Here is a 16,292-nt window from a genome sequence, read left to right as displayed (position 1 = left end):
CCGGTCCCGCCTGATTCAGCGCCACTCCCGGCTCCGCAGCGGCAGCCCGGACTCGCCCGAGACCGGGGTCTTCACCGCGAGGACCTGGTTGACCCCGATCCGGTTCCGCTCGAAGGCCAGCGCGGACGCCGCCATGTACAGGCGCCAGACGCGGGCCCGGCCGGGCGAGACCATGCGCAGGGCCTGGGGCCAGGACGCCTCCAGGTTCGCCACCCAGTGCCGCAGCGTCAGCGCGTAGTGCTCGCGGATCGACTCCAGGTCGCGGACCTCGAAGCCCGCGTCCTCCAGGAGCGAGACCGTGCGGCCCACGGGGGCCAGTTCGCCGTCGGGGAAGACATACGCGTCGATGAACTCGTCCACCGTGTACGACGACTCGTCCGACTGCGGGCGGCGCGCGATCTGGTGGTTCAGGAGCCGCCCGCCGGGCTTCAGAAGGGCGTACAGGACGTGCGCGTACTCCAGGTACCGGGTGGAGCCGACGTGTTCGGCCATGCCGATGGACGAGATCGCGTCGTAGGGGCCGTCGGCGACGTCGCGGTAGTCCTGGACGCGGATCTCGATCCGGTCGGTGAGGCCTTCCTCCGCGATCCGCTTGCGGGCGTACGCGGCCTGCTCGCGGGAGAGCGTGACGCCGACGACCTGGACGCCGTGCTCACGCGCCGCGTGGATCGCCATCGAGCCCCAGCCGCAGCCCACGTCGAGCAGCCGCTGTCCGGGCCGCAACGCCAGCTTGCGGCAGATGAGTTCGAGCTTGTCGCGCTGGGCGTCCGCCAGGGTCGTGGCCCCGTCCTCACCGGACTCCCAGTACGCGCACGAGTAGACCATCGACGGGCCGAGCACCAGGGAGTAGAAGTCGTTGCCGACGTCGTAGTGGTGGCTGATGGCCTGCCGGTCACGGATCTTGGTGTGCAGCGGGCCGCTGCGTCTGCCGACTTCCTCGCGGGGCGGCGGCGGGGGCGGCAGCGGTCCCGCGAGGGCCACCATCTCGCGTACGGCGGCACGGATCCGCGGGTCGCGGGCGATCTCCCGCCTGGACCGCGCGGGCTCGTCGCTCTCCCAGATCAGACCCGCGAGCTGATCGAGGGCTTCGTACAGATCGCCCTCGATATCGATCTCACCGGCGACCCAGGCACGGGCCAGGCCCAGCTCGCCGGGCTTCCACAGCAGCCGGCGCAGGGCACGGCGGTTGCGTACCACCAGCAGGGGCGCTCCGGGGGGCCCACTCTCGCTGCCGTCCCAGGCGCGGATGCGGACCGGGAGCCGGGCTCCGCCCAGCAAGTCTTCGGCGAGGGTCCTCAGCCGCAGCGCGGCATCTGCCATGGTGGGTCACCTTCCCTGGTTCATGTCCCGGAACGGTCCAACACCACGTAAACACCAACAGGGCCTGCCCGCAGTCCCGTTGCGGGGTAACAGGACGGCAAAATACATGGCCCTACCAACTAAATCGGGCCAAGGTCTGGCCAGAAGCGGCAGCGGGCGAGGGTCTGGCCGAAAACGCCGCAGGGGCCGCCCGCACCACGGATGGCGGACGGCCCCTGCGGGGTCGGACTGTGAAACCGGAGGGTCAGGAGGCCTTGGCCTTCTCCGACTTGCCGGCGGCGGCCGGCTTGTCGGTGGCCTCGACGGCCGGCGGGGCCACCGGGGCCGGCTTCGCGGCCTCGTAGAACTCCTCGCGCGGCGCCTCCAGGGCACCCAGGGCGACGACCTCGCGCTTGAGGAACATCGCGAGGGTCCAGTCGGCGAAGACGCGGATCTTGCGGTTGAAGGTCGGCATCGCCATGCCGTGGTACGCGCGGTGCATGTACCAGGCGAGCCGGCCCTTGAGCTTGATCTTCATCTTGCCCATGACGATCATCGCGACGCCCTTGTGGAGGCCGAGGCCCGCCACCGCACCCTTGTTGGCGTGCTTGTACTCGCCCTGCGGGAAGCCGCGCATGCCCGAGATGACGTTGTCACCGAGGACCTTGGCCTGGCGAAGGGCGTGCTGGGCGTTGGGCGGGCACCAGGCGTTCTCGTTGCCCGCGGCGCGGCCGACCAGATCCGGGACCTGGGCGTTGTCGCCCGCGGCCCAGATGTAGTCGGTGCCCTGGACCTGGAGGGTCGTCTGGGTGTCGACGTGGCCACGGGGGCCGAGCGGCAGACCGAAGCGCGCGAGCGCCGGGTTGGGCTTGACGCCCGCGGTCCAGACGATCGTGTTGGAGTCGACCTCGAGGCCGTTGTTCAGGACCACGTGGCCGTCCACGCAGGAGTCCATGCCGGTCTTGAGGTAGACCTCGACACCGCGGCCCTCGAGGTGCTCCTTGCCGTACTGGCCGAGCTTCGGGCCGACCTCGGGGAGGATCTTGTCCGCGACGTCGACGAGCACGAAGCGCATGTCTTCGCGCTTGACGTTGTTGTAGTACTTGGCCGCGTCACGGGCCATGTCCTCGACCTCGCCGATGGTCTCGGCGCCGGCGAAGCCACCGCCGACGAAGACGAAGGTCAACGCCTTGCGGCGGACTTCCTCGTCCGTCGTGGAGTCGGCCTTGTCGAGCTGCTCGAGGACGTGGTTGCGCAGGCCGATGGCCTCCTCGATGCCCTTCATGCCGATGCCCTGCTCGGCGAGGCCGGGGATCGGGAAGGTGCGCGAGACCGCGCCCATGGCGATGACCAGGTAGTCGAAGGGCAGCTCGTAGGCCTCGCCGACGAGCGGCGCGACCGTGGCGACCTTGCGGTCCTGATCGATGGTGGTGACCCGGCCGGTGAGGACCTCCGCCTTGGGAAGCACACGTCGCAGGGGTACGACGACGTGGCGCGGGGAGATGCTGCCGGCGGCGGCTTCGGGGAGGAAGGGCTGGTACGTCATGTACGAGCGCGGGTCGACGACCGTGACGGTCGCCTCGCCGTAGCGCATCTTCTTCAGAATGCGTCGAGCTGCGTACAGGCCTACGTACCCACCGCCTACTACGAGGATCCTGGGACGCTCCGTGGTGCTCATGCCATCGAGTATCCACCCCTTGGTCGAGGGTCGCTCGTGAGCCCCTTCACAAGGGTCTGTACACCCTCTGCTACACTGCGCGGCCCACGTGACTCACCTCATGGCCACGCGAGGGAACCATGGGGCCTGGCGGGACCGTTGAGACCCGTGCTGAGCTGCCACTCCGGGTCCGGTCGGCACTGGACCACCGCCCCGGTTCATCCGCCCGTCACACCCCGGGAACGATCCGGAATCAGTGACTCCGCCCGGTAGCGCTCCCCGATTCGGGCTCAAGGGCCGTCACATACCCCCATCAGGCCGTTTTTCCTTGTGAAGAACTTCACGAAGTTCTTGTGGAAAGCGGGCCGGAAGTCCCGCTTCCGGCCCGCCGCACCGCTTCTCCGGCCCCGCTCGCCTGCCCGGCCCGCCCCCGCTGTGCCCGTTCTCAGGCCAGGGACCAGGCGATCCCGTCGAGGATGTCGTGCTCGCTGACGACGACCTCGGCGGCGTCGATCCGCTCCATGATCGCGAGCAGTACGAGAGCACCGGAGCCGATCACATCGACCCGGCCCGGGTGCATCGCCCCGATCGCGGCGCGCTCGGCGTGCGTCGAGCTCAGGAGCCGCTTGGTGATCTCGACGACCTGCTCATAGGGGATGCGCGCGTGGTGGATCGCGGCGGAGTCGTACTCCTCGAGGCCGAGCGCGATCGCGGCCACCGTGGTCACCGAACCCGCGAGCCCGACAAGGGTGCGGGCCTCGCGGAGCGGCACGGTCTCCTCGGCGAGGTCGAGGGCCGCCTCGATATCGGCCCGGATCCCGCCGGTCTCCGCCTCGCTCGGGGGGTCGCTGACCTTCCCGTCGTGGACGAGATGGCGCTCCGTCATCCGTACGCAGCCGACGTCCACGGAGCGGGCGGCGCGGACGCTGTCGGTGCCGACGACGAACTCCGTGGAGCCGCCGCCGATGTCGACGACCAGATACGGCTGGGCCAGGTCGGTGCGGCCCGTCAGCTCCTTGGTCGCACCGGTGAAGGAGAACTGCGCCTCCTGGTCACCGCTGATCACCTCGGGCTCGACGCCGAGGATGTCCACGACACCGCGCACGAAGTCGGCGCGGTTCTCGGCGTCGCGCGAGGCCGAGGTCGCGACGAAGCGGATGCGCTCCGCACCGAGTTCCTTGATCACGTCCGCGTACTCGCGGCAGGCCGCGAAGGTGCGCTCCAGGGCCTCGGGCGCGAGCCGTCCGGTCCTGTCGACGCCCTGGCCCAGGCGGACGACGGTCATGCGCCGGTCCAGGTCGAGGAGTTCCCCGGTTCGGGGGTTCGCGTCGGCTACGAGGAGGCGAATACTGTTCGTGCCGCAGTCGATCGCGGCTACCCGGGTCATGGGTGGGGGCTCCTGTTCGTGGTCTTGTGCGGCGCCGTGTCCTGGGGGCTCTGCCCCCAGACCCCCGCTCCTCAATCGCCGGAGGGGCTTGTATGGGAGGGCACGCACGAACCCTTGCGCCACCACTCGGGCAGCATCGCCACGGCCTCGTCGCCCAGGGGGTTCACGCCCGGGCCCGCGGCGAGGGAGTGCGCGACCAGGACGTGCAGGCACTTCACGCGGTCAGGCATGCCGCCGGCGCTCGGGAAGCCGGAGAGCTCCTCGATCTCGTCGCGGCGGCGGATGTAGTCCTCGTGGGCGGCGCGGTAGGCCGCGGCGAGCTCGGGGTCGACGGCGAGCCTCTCGGTCATCTCCTTCATCACGCCGTTGGCCTCGAGGGTGCCGATCGCCGAGGCGGCCTTCGGGCACGTCAGGTAGTACAGCGTCGGGAAGGGGGTGCCGTCGGGAAGCCGCGGGGCCGTCTCCACCACGTCCGGCTGACCGCACGGGCAGCGGTGGGCGATGGCCCGCAGGCCGCGCGGCGGGCGGCCGAGCTGCTGCTTGAAGGCCTCGACGTCGGCGTCGGTGGGCTCGGTGCGCGGGGTGGAGGGCGGGGGCGTTTCCATGCCGGTGCTTATGTCTTTCGGTGAGTGTTGTACGACGGCGTCAGTCGTCGGTGCTGCTGCGGTCCGCCTTGTCGACGCCGTCGAAGAGGTTGACATACCAGGCACGGTCGGCCGCGCCCCGGTCGGTGCGGCGCCGGGTCTCGGCGTCCGGGTCGAGCACGGTGAAGCCGGTCTCGCCGGGCAGCTGCATGTGCAGGCGCTCGCGGGCCTGGCGCTCCACGTACGCGGGGTCCTGCCAGCGGGCCTTCGCGTCGCGCAGCTCCTCGGTCCGCTCCCGGGCGTCGGCCAGCTTGCGCTCCTGCTCCTGGATGTCGGCACGCTGGGCGACGTACTGCCTTATCGGGTACGCGAGCGCCACGATCAGCGAGCACAGGACCAGGGCGAGCAGGGCCGCGCGGCCGGTGAGCCGGGAGCGGCGGGCCTGGCGGCGGGTCTGGGAGCGGTAGACGCGGGCCGCGGTCTGCTCGCCGAACAGCCGCAGGCGTGTGGCGGTGGAGAACCGGTCACGGTCCTTCTTCGCTGCTGCCACGACTGACCCGCCTCCCCGATACGCGCGTACGTCCCCGCACACGGTACGGGACCGAGTGCGGGGACGTACGTAACCGGGCTTTCTACGGGCCCCAGGGGCTGTGTCAGCCCTTGAAGCGCGGGAAGGCCGAGCGGCCCGCGTACACCGCGGCGTCGTCGAGGATCTCCTCGATACGGAGCAGCTGGTTGTACTTGGCGACGCGCTCGGACCGGGCCGGGGCGCCGGTCTTGATCTGGCCGCAGTTGGTGGCGACGGCCAGGTCGGCGATGGTGACGTCCTCGGTCTCGCCGGAGCGGTGGGACATCATGCACTTGTAGCCGTTGCGCTGGGCCAGCTCGACGGCGTCCAGGGTCTCGGTCAGCGAACCGATCTGGTTGACCTTGACCAGGAGGGAGTTGGCGGAGCCCTCCTCGATACCGCGGGCCAGGCGCTCCGGGTTGGTGACGAAGAAGTCGTCGCCGACGATCTGGACCTTGCTGCCCAGCTTGTCGGTGAGGACCTTCCAGCCCGCCCAGTCGTCCTCGTACAGCGGGTCCTCGATGGAGACGAGCGGGTACGCGGAGACGAGCTCCTCGTAGTACTCGGTCATCTCGGCCGCGGAGCGGTCCTTGCCCTCGAACTGGTACTTGCCGTCCTTGTAGAACTCGGAGGCGGCGACGTCCAGGGCGAGCGCGATCTGCTGGCCGGGCTCGTAGCCGGCCTGCTTGATGGCCTCGACGATCAGGTCGAGGGCCTCGCGGTTGGAGTCCAGGTTCGGGGCGAAGCCGCCCTCGTCGCCCAGGCCGGTGGCCAGGCCCTTGTCCTTCAGGACCTTCTTGAGCGTGTGGTAGACCTCGGTGCCCCAGCGCAGGGCCTCGGAGAAGGACTCCGCGCCGATCGGGGCGATCATGAACTCCTGGATGTCCACGTTGGAGTCGGCGTGCGAGCCGCCGTTCAGGATGTTCATCATCGGCACCGGCAGCAGGTGCGCGTTGGGGCCGCCCAGGTAGCGGAAGAGCGGCAGGTCGCTGGCCTCGGAGGCGGCGTGGGCGACGGCGAGCGAGACGCCGAGGATGGCGTTGGCGCCGAGCGAGCCCTTGTTGTCGGTGGCGTCCAGGTCGAACATGGCCTGGTCGATCAGGCGCTGCTCGGTGGCGTCGTAGCCGACCAGCTCCGGGCCGATCTGCTCGATGACGGCGAGGACGGCCTTCTCGACGCCCTTGCCCTGGTAACGGTTGGGGTCACCGTCACGGAGTTCGATGGCCTCGAAGGCACCGGTGGAGGCACCGGACGGAACGGCAGCACGACCCGTGCTGCCGTCGTCGAGGCCGACCTCGACCTCGACCGTGGGGTTGCCTCGGGAGTCCAGGATTTCCCGGGCTACGACGACGTCGATGGACGGCACGAGCATCTCCTTCTGGGATGTGACGCATAGGGGTGGACGCACTTTGTGCGTGCGCCGCGGTCTGCATGGCCTTGCGTCTCCCGAGCCTAACCGCCCCGACGGCTTCGGCCAGCCGACCGCCCGTCCCCTGGGACGAAAAGAGGCCCGAAGGCCCGCAGTGCGGGGCAAAAGACCTCGTTGCCGACCTCTTTATTACTGGGCAGTAGTCACAGAGTGGACAAATTCACGAGCGCCTTCCGGCCCGCGTTCGAGGCGCGGGCGTCCGGACATGACCCCGCCCCGGCGCGTACGGGGGAATGCGCGCCGGGGCGGGGTGTGGGGGGGATGTGACCGCGGTACGGGCCGCGCGCCTGGCCTGGCCGAGTGGTGGTGGGGGTACTGCTCGGCCGGCCGGGCGACGCGTACCGGCTGCTTCAGGCGTGGCCGCCCGCTTCAGGCGTGGCCGCCCGCTGCGGGCGCGGCTGCCCGCTTCAGGTACGGCTGCTTACTTCAGGTGCAGCTGCTGGCCCGGGAAGATGAAGTCGGCGTCGTCGATGATGTCCTTGTTCAGCTGGTACAGCTTCTGCCAGCCGCCCTTGACGCCTTCCGCCTCGGCGATCTTCGAGAGGGTGTCGCCGGTCTTCACCTTGTACTCGCCGTCACCCTTCTCGACCTTCTTGCCGGTCGGGGTCTCGACGGTCTTCTTCGGGGTCTCGGCCTTGGTGCTGGGGGCCTCGGTCTGCGGAGCGGCCTGCTGCTGCGGCGCCGACTTCTGCTCCTGCTGCTGCGGGGCGGACTCCTGCGCGGGGGCGCTCTGCTGCTGCGAACCGCCGCCGCTGTACGCGGCGTTGGACAGGCCGGTGCCGCAGTTCGGCCAGGCGCCCTTGCCCTGACCCGCGAGAACCTTCTCGCCGATCTCTATCTGCTGGGCCTTGGAGGCCTGGTCGGCGGTGGCGGCGTACTTGGTGCCGCCGTACGCGGACCAGGTGGAGGCGGAGAACTGCAGGCCGCCGTAGTAGCCGTTGCCGGTGTTGATCGACCAGTTGCCGCCCGCCTCGCACTGTGCGACGGCGTCCCACTCGGAGGAGGTGGCGGCGGAGGCGGTGCCCGCGGTCATCAGCGGCGCGGCGACCGCGGCACCGGCGACGCCGGCGACGGCGACGGCGCGGCCGGCCTTCTCGGCCTTGGTCATACGACGGTGCTTGCCCTTGCCGGAAAACAGCATGGAGATATCCCCTCACCGACGCCTGCGAGGTGAGCTGTCGGGTTCGGGCCAAGTGAGTTGCCCGGCCACCGGGTACGTCGTGGACGTACCGGCGGCTTCACCCCAAGCCGGTCCGCGCGTCTCTCAACGTGCGGCCCCGGCACAAACCTTGGGTCCCCCGCTCCTGCCTACGGCGCTTTACGCGACGACTGTGCCCAAGAGCCGCCGGCAGGATTCGGCGTGACGGCCATCGGGGCCCGCCAGTGGCGAGCGGTCACGACCGTAAACATGCGATCGGCAGAAATACAAAGACGATCTGGGCTGATGAGACCCATCTCTCACCGGGGCCGATGTCTCTTTATTACGGACATTCACCGCGGAGCGATGTCCGAACTGCCGTTATTTTCCGGTCAGATCAAGGTGCTGACCGGGAAGGATGAGATCCGGGTCGCCGCCGACGGTCTTCTCGTTGGCGGCGTAGAGAGCGGGCCAGCCGCCGTCGACGCCGCGGCTCGCGGCGATGGCCGAGAGGCTGTCGCCGGGGCGGACTTCATAGCCGCCCTCGCCGCCGTCGCGGGAGTCGTCGCCGCGCGAGGCGTGCCGGCCCGACGAGTTGCCGTCGCGACCCTCGTCCGGACCCTCCGGGGCGCGGTCGCCGCGGTGCCGACCCTTGCCGTCTTGATGTGAGTTGTCCGGTTTGCCCGCGCCCTCGTCGTGACTCTTGTCTCCCGATTCATCCGGAGTGTCGGTGGACGGCGGAGTCGTGGGCTGTTCGGTCGGCGCACCGGAGGAGGGGGCGCCGTCGGACGGATCGTCAGCTGACGGGGCGTCGGTGGGCGGCTCGTCGGTGGGGTGCTCGTCCGCGGGCCGCTCGTCCGACGGACGCTCGCCCGATGGCGACTCCGGCTGCGGCGACTGCGTCCCGTCCGGCTCGGAGGGCCCGGTCTCCGTCTCACCCGGCGCGGGCTTCTCGGGCGCGGGCTTCTCGGACCCCGGGTCGGTGGGCGTGGGCGTCGGCGTGGGCTCCGCCGGAGCCTCGGTCGCCAGGCCCGCGACCGGGGCGCAGGTCGGCCAGGCCCCCGGCCCCTGCTCGGCGAGTACCTGCTCGGCGACGGCTATCTGCTGGGCACGGCTGGCGAGGTCGGCGCTCGGGGCGTACTCGAGGCCGCCGAATTCCTCCCAGGTCGCCTGGGTGAACTGCAGTCCGCCGTAATAGCCGTTGCCCATGTCGGCGCTCCACACGCCGCCGCTCTCGCACTCGGCGAGCCGGTCCCAGGTGGCGGCGTCCGCGGCGCTCGCGCTGCCCGCGCCGAGCAGCGGGATGGCGATGGCCGATCCGGTGACGCCTGCCGCGACCACGAGGGCCGGAGCCTGGCGGGGGCGTCGGTGACGGCCGTTACCGGAGAGCATGCGGTTCCCTTTCGCGTGACTGCCGGCATGACTGCTGCCGTGGCTGCTGAGCCGACAGTGAACGTAGCGAGAGTCGAACGCTTGTCACAAGGCGATGCAGCGGAGATCACGTGAAAGTCACAGTCTTGACGCCCCGTCAGTTCTATGGCTTGTCACTCGGGGCCGAACTCGACCGGCAGCGTGCGCAGTCCACGCATGATCAGGCCGCCGCGCCAGCGCAATTCATCCGGTTCCACCGCAAGCCGTAGATCCGGAAGGCGGCGCAGCAGGGTCGCGAGCGCCGTCTGGCCTTCGAGCCGGGCGAGCGGGGCGCCGAGGCAGTAGTGGATGCCGTGGCCGTAGCCGAGGTGCTGGTTGTCGCGGCGGGCGAGGTCGAGGGTGTCGGGCCCGGCGAAGCGCTGCGGGTCGCGGTCGGCGGCGGCGAGCACCACCAGGACCGGGTCGCCGGCGGCGATGGCCTGGCCGCCGACCGTCAGCGGCTCGGTGGCGAACCGCCAGGTGGCCAGCTCGACCGGGCCGTCGTAGCGCAGGAGTTCCTCGACGCCGGTCTCCAGGAGGCCGCTCTCCCTCGCCGCCAGGGAGCGCTGCAGACGCTCGCGCTGCTCGGGGTGGCGCAGGAGTTGGTACGTACCGTTCCCGATGAGGTTGACCGTGGTCTCGAAGCCGGCGAAGAGGAGGATGAAGGCCATCGCCGCGGCCTCGTTCTCGGTGAGGTGCTCGCCGTGGTCGCTGGCCCTGATCAAGCCGGAGATCAGATCGTCGCCGGGCTCCTCGCGCTTGCGGTGGATGAGCTCGGCGAGATAGCCGCGCATCTTCTTCACCGAGCGGGCGACACCGCCGCGTGGCCCTCCCCCGTGCCGGATCATCATGCCCGCCCAGTCGCGGAAGTCGTCCTGGTCCTCGCGCGGGACACCGAGCAGATCGCAGATCGCGTAGATGGGCAGCGGGAAGGCGAACTCATGGATCAGATCGGCCTCGCCCTTCGCGGCGAAGCCGTCGATGAGCCGGTCGGTGAGTTCCTGTACGCGCGGGGCGAACTCCGCGACCCGGCGCGGGGTGAACGCCTTCGACACCAGGCGGCGCAGCCGCGTGTGGTCCGGCGGGTCGATATTGAGCAGATGTGTCATCAGCTCGGCCTTGCGCTCGCCGGGGATACCGGTCTTGCCCTTGGCGTGCGCGGGCTCGTCGTGGTGCGCGGGGTTCTTCGAGAGCCGCTGGTCCGCGAGGGCCTGCCGGGCGTCCGCGTACCGGGTCACCAGCCAGGCCTCCACCCCGCTCGGCAGCTGGGTGCGATGGACGGGAGCGTGCTCGCGCAGCCAGGCGTACGCGGGGTACGGATCGGTCGCGAACTCCCAGGTGAACAGCGGCGGCTGGGGCCCATCGGCGGTGCGGTCGTGCGGGCACGCGCCTGCGTCTGCAGCGGTGCTGCCATGCGGGGTCGCGTCTGTGTCTGCGTCTGCGTCCGCAGAGGTGCTGCCATGCGGGGTCGCGTCTGCGTCTGCGTCCGCAGAGGTGCTGCCGTGCGGGTTCACGCCTGCGCCTCCGCCGCGCGGATCGCGTCGCGGTAGGCGCGGGCCGCGGCTCGCAGGGCGGCCTCCGGGTCGGTCCCCGCGGCCTCGGCGCGCACCGCGAGGGCGAGCAGGTCGTAGCCGATGCCCTCGCCTGCGGGCGGTGTCACGTCCAGCCCGGCCGTGCGGGCGCGGGAGGCCAGCTTCGCGGCGAGCGCGAGCCCGGGCTGACCGAGCGGGACGCCGTCGGTCACGGAGTCGCGCTGCTTCTCCTCGGCCTTGGTGCGCAGCCAGTGCGCCTTGACGTCCTCGGGGGTCTCGGCGGAGTCGTCGCCGAAGACATGCGGGTGGCGGTGGATCAGCTTGGCGACGATGCCGCCCGCGACGTCGTCGATGGAGAACGGCTCCCCGTCCTCCGGGTCGGCCTCTTCGGCGATCCGGGCGTGGAAGACCACCTGCAGGAGTACGTCACCGAGCTCCTCGCGCAGTTCGGCGCGGTCGCCGTCCTCGATGGCCTCGACGAGTTCGTACGCCTCCTCGATGCCGTATTTCGCGAGGCCCTCGTGGGTCTGCTGCGACGACCAGGGGCACTCGACGCGGATCCGGTCCATGACCTGGACGAGGTCGAGGAGGCGGGCACCCGGCAGGTCGTAGGAGGCGGGGAGCAGCTCCAGGTCGGGCATCTGCACCCGGCCCGAGCCGGCCAGGCGTGCGAGGCCGTCGGTCAGGCGCGGCTCGCCCTCTCCGGTGGCGACGACGATCACGGTGCGGCCGTCCGCGCAGGCGTCGACCAGCTCTTCGGCGGTGGGCGCGGACACGGTGACGGTGACGCCCGCCTCGCGGAGGTAGGGCAGCTGCGGATGGTCCGGGTCGGCGCACAGGACGCTGGCCGCCTGGTTCAGCTCTTTCCAGGCGGGCCAGGAGAGGAGGCCGGGGGCCACGCGGTGGGACGTGGTCAGCAGGACGATGCGGCCGGGCGCGAGGGGTTCAGCGTTCACCCCCCGAACCTAACGGGTCCCGCCGCCCGTGCCTGCGGGCGCCTGCCCTCCCCCGTTCCTCAGACGCCGGAGGAGCCGGACGGGCCGGACTTCACCCACGGTGTGCGGGCGTCCACGCGGCGGCTCTTGTCCACGTCCCACGTGCCGTAGCGCGGGTTGAGGTCGATCTTCAGGTCCTTGGAGGCCTCCGAGAGGGCCTTCCAGAAGGCGGCCTGGCCCTGCTGGGTGTTCGGGTCGACACCGAGCTTGCCGTAGAGCTTCTGCGCCTCGATCTCGGTGCGCAGGCTGTCGTCGATCCGGGACGCCGGGATGTTGTACTGCTGCAGCCAGCCCGTCTCCAGGGCCTTGGTGCCGCCCGCCTGCTGCTCCAGCTTGCCGCGCAGCTCCTGGATCTCGCGGCGGCTGACCTCGACGCCCGCGTCGGTGGCGGCGCGGTGCAGGACCTTGTCGAGGACCATCGACTGCAGGGTGTCGCGGGTGAGGCCGCCGGTCTTCTCGACCGCCTGGGCGTACTGCCCGGACTTCTCGGTGGCGGCCCGCTGTGCCACCCGCACTTCCTTCACCCGGGACTGCAGCTGCGCGACCGTGATGCGGTCGCCGCCGACGACGGCCGCGGCGCCGGGGTGTGCGTCATTGCCGCAGGCGGTCAGGAGGGGGGCCGCGGCGAGCAGCGCGGCGGAGACGGCGAGCGCGGTGCGACGGCGGCGATGCAGGCGGTTCAGGCGGTGCAAAGGGGCCTCCCGGCGGCGAGCGGCGAGCTTGTGCGTCGTTGCACAAGGGCCTTGCGGAGATCGATGTTAGGCAGTGGCCGGGGGTTCGGCCACTGATTCGACCAACGATTCGGCAGGAGTTGGGGGTACGCCCCCTCCGCGCGACCGCCCGCTCGGCCCCCTGCTTGCCCGTACCCGCCCGTATCCCTCCATATCTGCCCGGTCTCAGCCCCGTACCTGCCCCAGCCAGTGCAGCGTGCGGCGGATCTCGCCGGGCATCGGGTGGGCGGGGCCGTGCAGCCGCTCCGCGTCGTACAGGAGCCGGGAAAGGGTCTCGTGTGCGGCGGCGCGGTCACCGAGGGCGAGCAGCAACTGGCCGATGCGGCGGCGCAGTTCGAGCGCGGTGCCCGGGTCGCCGCCGACGTACTGGTTCTCGTAGAACGGCTGCAGGGCCCGGTACTCGGTGAGCGCGGCGGCCGGTTCGCCCAGCTGCTCAAGGCACTGCGCGGCCTCGTAGCGGAACTGGAGCGAGGCCGGGTCGGCATGGCCCGCCTCCGCGCTCCGCTCGTCGGCGAGGCGCCGCAGCTCGGGCAGGGCGCGGCGGTACTGGCCGTCGTCCATGAGCGTGGCGGCGTACTGCTTGCGCAGGGTGCGGACCACGGTGGAGCGCGGGCCGTGCTGGGCCTCGGCGGTGGGCAGGATGGCGCCGAGCAGGTCGACGGCCTGGGTGACACGGCCCTCGCCGAGCAGCCGCTTCACGTCGTCGACGGCGCGGGCGACATCGGAGGGCGCGGCCGCGGGCGGGGTGGCGGGCATGGCGGGGACGGGTCCCGGGGCGGGCGCCGACGCACGGTCCGGCCAGGGGGCGCCCGGGCGCAGGAAGGGCCGGGTCGGGTCGAGCGGTCCGGCGCATCGGTCGGCGCCCCGGGCGGGCAGCAGCGGGGCGAGCGACTCGTACACCTCCTGGGCCGAACCGGGGCGGTGCTGCGGGTCCTTGGCGAGCAGCCGCGTCACCAGGGCGTCCAGGGCCTCGGGCAGGTCGGGGCGCAGCCTGCGTACCGGGACGGGCGTCTCGTAGAGGTGGCTGTGCAGGACGCCGAGGACGGTGGCGCCGTCGAACGGGACGTTCCCGCTGACCAGTTCGTACAGCAGGATGCCGAGGGCGTAGAGATCGGTGTACGGGCCGACCGCGCCGCCCATGGCCTGCTCGGGCGCCATGTAGGCGGGGCTGCCGATGGGTGAGCCGGTGTGGGTGAGCCGGGTGGTGTCGGCGTCCATGACGGAGGCGACGCCGAGGTCGAGGACGGTGAGGGTGCCGTCGGGCCTGACCATCACGTTGCGGGGCTTGAGGTCGCGGTGCACGATCGGCACGGCGTGCACCGCGGACAGCACGGCGCACATCTGCGCGGCTATCGCGACGGCCCACGGCCACGGGTAGGGCTTGTGCTGCTCGATGTGTCCGGCGAGGTCGGTGCCGTCGACGTACTGCATCACGAGGAACAGGTCGTCGTCGTCGCTGCCCGCGTCGTGCACGGTGACCAGGCCCGGGTGGTCGACCTGCGCGGTGACGCGGCACTCGCGCACGAAGCGGCGGCGCAGCTCGTCGGCGTCCTGTCCCGCGACCCGGTCGGGGCGGAGCAGCTTCACGGCGACCCGGCGGTCCAGGCGCTGGTCGTACGCCGTCCAGACCTGGCCCATGCCGCCCTGCCCGATGAGCTTGGACAGTTCATAGCGGCCGGCGATGAGGCGTCCGCTCACCGCGGCTCGCCCTCAGGGCGCTCCCGCGGCTCGTCCTGCTTGCGCAACAGGCTGCTGAGCTCGTCGAGTTCGGCCCTGACCTGGTCGATGCGCGCGGGGGCGGGGCGCTGGGGGTGGGGGTGCGGCTGGGGGTGGGGATGGAGGTGGGCCTGTGCGGCCTGCGGGTGGAGCGGCTGCGGCGGAATGTGCGGCGGCGGGCCGGAGGTGTGGGTGGTCTGCTGGTGCGGCGCGGGCCCCGGCTGCGGATAGCCGTAGGCGGGCGGCGGGGGCGTGGGTGCGTAGCCGGCGTGGGGCTGCGGGTGCGGCCGTGAGAAGTGGCGTATCTCCGCGAAGAGGTAGTACGCGACGATCGCGGCGCCGCCGCCGAGCAGCAGGACGAGGCCGAAGTACTCCTGCCCGGTGTCGAGTTCCTGGGTGGGTTCGGCGCCTATGAGGATCAGAGAGGTGACGATCAGCACGAACGAGACGCCGAACAGCACCCAGTCGCGCACCTCGCGGGTCAGGATCGCCAGCCGCAGCAGCGGCGCCCACGCGAGCAGGCCGCAGGAGAACACCGCCAGGAGCACGAAGATCACGCGCAGCACGACGGGCAGCGCGGTCGAGGGGCGCTGAGGAGGCGGTGCAAAGCCGTGGCCGTGCATGGGGACTGCTCCTGGGGAACCGAACGGGCGTGTGCTGGGTCGAGCGTAGCCCTCGGAGCCGGGGTGCGGACCGGGGTTGACCGCCCCGGACGCTCAAAGTGTGTGCCGCACCCACACGTTGGGCTCCACGTACACGGCGTAGTCCCGATCCGGAACGCAGTGCACCGGTACGAGGGCTCCCTCGACCGTCACGAGACCCTCCTTGTCGAAGGGCAGGCCAGTCCATTCACGCCACTGCGCGAGCGTGCCGCTGACGGTCATCGACAGGGGCGCGATCCGCTCGATGACACCGCCCGCGCGGACATGGACCCGCAGCCACGGGTCGTGCGGCAGGCCGTCGGCCGGGCGCACGCGGTGTGCGTACTCCTCGATCAGGGCGTGCGGTTCGAGGTGTTTGGCGTTGGGGCGTACGGGCGCGACGAGTTCGGTGAAGCCATGGCCGCGGACGTTGTCACGCATCGCGGCGAGCATGGTGTACGACAGGCCGCGCCCCTGCAGTCCGGTCGCGACGGTGATCTCGACGGCGCTCACGGTGTCCGGTTCGACGCCGCGGCGCCGGTCCGCGAAGGCCCACATCAGGACCTGGTCCCAGCCGCCCGCGGGCAGTTCGCCGCGCCCTTCCGCGGCCAGCGCGAACGGCACGCTGAGCGAGCGCGCCACGACCTCGCCGCGCTCGTCCGTGGCCACCATGGCGTACTCGGGCAGCTCGCTCACGATCCGTCCGTAGTGCGACCAGCCGACCGGGTCGTTGAGCACGAACTCGGGCCACGAGTCACCGAGACCCCAGACCGCGTCCTGCAGTTGAGGCCGCTCGGCGAGGGTGGTGATCGCCAGATCGGGCGCGGCAGGGCCGGCGGGGCTGTCCATGGCGGGCACGCTAGCGGCCACTTCCGAACACGGAAACCTGTTTTCCGCGGGCGCGGCGCGGTCGGCTTGTGGGGGCGCAGGGTGGTCGGCCGACCTGGGCCCGGTCCGCGGCTGCGGGTGCGGGATGGTCGGCTTGCGCGGGCACGGGGTGGTCCGCCGACCTGGGCCCGGTCCGCGGGCGCGGCGCGGTCGGCTTGCGCGGGCGCAGGGTGGTCGGCCGACCTGGGCTCGGTCCGCGGGCGCGGCGCGGTCGGCTTGTGGGGGTACGGGGTGGTCCGCCGACCTGGGCCCGGTCCGCGGGCGCGGCGCGGTCGGCTTGTGGGGGTACGGGGTGGTCCGCCGACCTGGGCCCGGTC

At 71.5% G+C, this 16,292-nt stretch carries 14 protein-coding genes and 1 riboswitch; all 14 genes read right to left on the bottom strand.

Features of this window, described 5'->3' with window-relative positions:
• Positions 1 to 15 precede the first annotated feature (15 nt).
• A complete protein-coding gene (locus ACFQVC_RS37550; RefSeq protein WP_381839424.1) occupies positions 16 to 1,320 on the bottom strand; it encodes a class I SAM-dependent methyltransferase in 1,305 nt (434 codons plus the stop codon).
• A gap of 244 nt (positions 1,321 to 1,564) precedes the next feature.
• Positions 1,565 to 2,977, bottom strand: a complete 1,413-nt coding sequence (locus ACFQVC_RS37545) for an NAD(P)/FAD-dependent oxidoreductase (protein ID WP_381839421.1) — start codon at positions 2,975 to 2,977, stop codon at positions 1,565 to 1,567.
• Between the two features lie 424 nt (positions 2,978 to 3,401).
• Complete coding sequence (locus ACFQVC_RS37540) at positions 3,402 to 4,343, bottom strand: Ppx/GppA phosphatase family protein (RefSeq protein ID WP_381839419.1); 942 nt, start codon at positions 4,341 to 4,343, stop codon at positions 3,402 to 3,404.
• Positions 4,344 to 4,414: 71 nt separating this feature from the next.
• Positions 4,415 to 4,948, bottom strand: coding sequence for a DUF501 domain-containing protein (locus ACFQVC_RS37535; protein ID WP_381839416.1), 534 nt, complete (start codon positions 4,946 to 4,948; stop codon positions 4,415 to 4,417).
• 40 nt (positions 4,949 to 4,988) lie between these two features.
• Positions 4,989 to 5,477 carry an FtsB family cell division protein gene (locus tag ACFQVC_RS37530; RefSeq protein ID WP_381839413.1) on the bottom strand — a complete coding sequence of 163 codons (489 nt, stop codon included), beginning with the start codon at positions 5,475 to 5,477 and terminating at the stop codon, positions 4,989 to 4,991.
• Between the two features lie 103 nt (positions 5,478 to 5,580).
• Positions 5,581 to 6,867: a phosphopyruvate hydratase gene (eno, locus tag ACFQVC_RS37525; RefSeq protein ID WP_381839410.1), complete on the bottom strand. Its 1,287-nt coding sequence runs from the start codon at positions 6,865 to 6,867 to the stop codon at positions 5,581 to 5,583.
• 478 nt (positions 6,868 to 7,345) lie between these two features.
• Positions 7,346 to 8,065: a transglycosylase family protein gene (locus ACFQVC_RS37520; RefSeq protein ID WP_381839407.1), complete on the bottom strand. Its 720-nt coding sequence runs from the start codon at positions 8,063 to 8,065 to the stop codon at positions 7,346 to 7,348.
• A 4-nt stretch (positions 8,066 to 8,069) separates the two neighbouring features.
• Positions 8,070 to 8,250, bottom strand: a riboswitch (cyclic di-AMP (ydaO/yuaA leader).
• A gap of 193 nt (positions 8,251 to 8,443) precedes the next feature.
• On the bottom strand, positions 8,444 to 9,454 hold the full coding sequence (locus ACFQVC_RS37515) for a transglycosylase family protein (protein ID WP_381839404.1): 1,011 nt from the start codon (positions 9,452 to 9,454) through the stop codon (positions 8,444 to 8,446).
• Positions 9,455 to 9,606: 152 nt separating this feature from the next.
• Positions 9,607 to 10,818 (bottom strand): cytochrome P450 family protein, encoded by a 1,212-nt coding sequence (locus tag ACFQVC_RS37510; RefSeq protein ID WP_381839612.1) that lies wholly within the window; start codon positions 10,816 to 10,818, stop codon positions 9,607 to 9,609.
• Between the two features lie 164 nt (positions 10,819 to 10,982).
• Positions 10,983 to 11,960: a nucleoside triphosphate pyrophosphohydrolase gene (locus ACFQVC_RS37505; protein WP_381839401.1), complete on the bottom strand. Its 978-nt coding sequence runs from the start codon at positions 11,958 to 11,960 to the stop codon at positions 10,983 to 10,985.
• Positions 11,961 to 12,019: 59 nt separating this feature from the next.
• The gene (locus ACFQVC_RS37500) at positions 12,020 to 12,673 is read right to left on the bottom strand and encodes a SurA N-terminal domain-containing protein (RefSeq protein ID WP_381839609.1); all 654 of its coding nucleotides are present in this window, start codon (positions 12,671 to 12,673) and stop codon (positions 12,020 to 12,022) included.
• A gap of 222 nt (positions 12,674 to 12,895) precedes the next feature.
• On the bottom strand, positions 12,896 to 14,428 hold the full coding sequence (locus tag ACFQVC_RS37495) for a serine/threonine-protein kinase (RefSeq protein ID WP_381839398.1): 1,533 nt from the start codon (positions 14,426 to 14,428) through the stop codon (positions 12,896 to 12,898).
• Positions 14,425 to 15,069, bottom strand: coding sequence for a hypothetical protein (locus ACFQVC_RS37490; RefSeq protein ID WP_381839396.1), 645 nt, complete (start codon positions 15,067 to 15,069; stop codon positions 14,425 to 14,427). Before ACFQVC_RS37490 ends, ACFQVC_RS37495 begins: the two co-directional genes overlap by 4 nt.
• 93 nt (positions 15,070 to 15,162) lie before the next feature.
• Positions 15,163 to 15,936 carry an N-acetyltransferase gene (locus tag ACFQVC_RS37485; RefSeq protein WP_381839394.1) on the bottom strand — a complete coding sequence of 258 codons (774 nt, stop codon included), beginning with the start codon at positions 15,934 to 15,936 and terminating at the stop codon, positions 15,163 to 15,165.
• Positions 15,937 to 16,292 lie beyond the last annotated feature (356 nt).

The organism is Streptomyces monticola, from assembly GCF_042665355.1.
GTDB lineage: Bacteria > Actinomycetota > Actinomycetes > Streptomycetales > Streptomycetaceae > Streptomyces > Streptomyces monticola.
The sequence above is the reverse complement of the archived record's forward strand: the minus strand, read 5'-3'. Positions and strand labels throughout refer to the sequence as shown.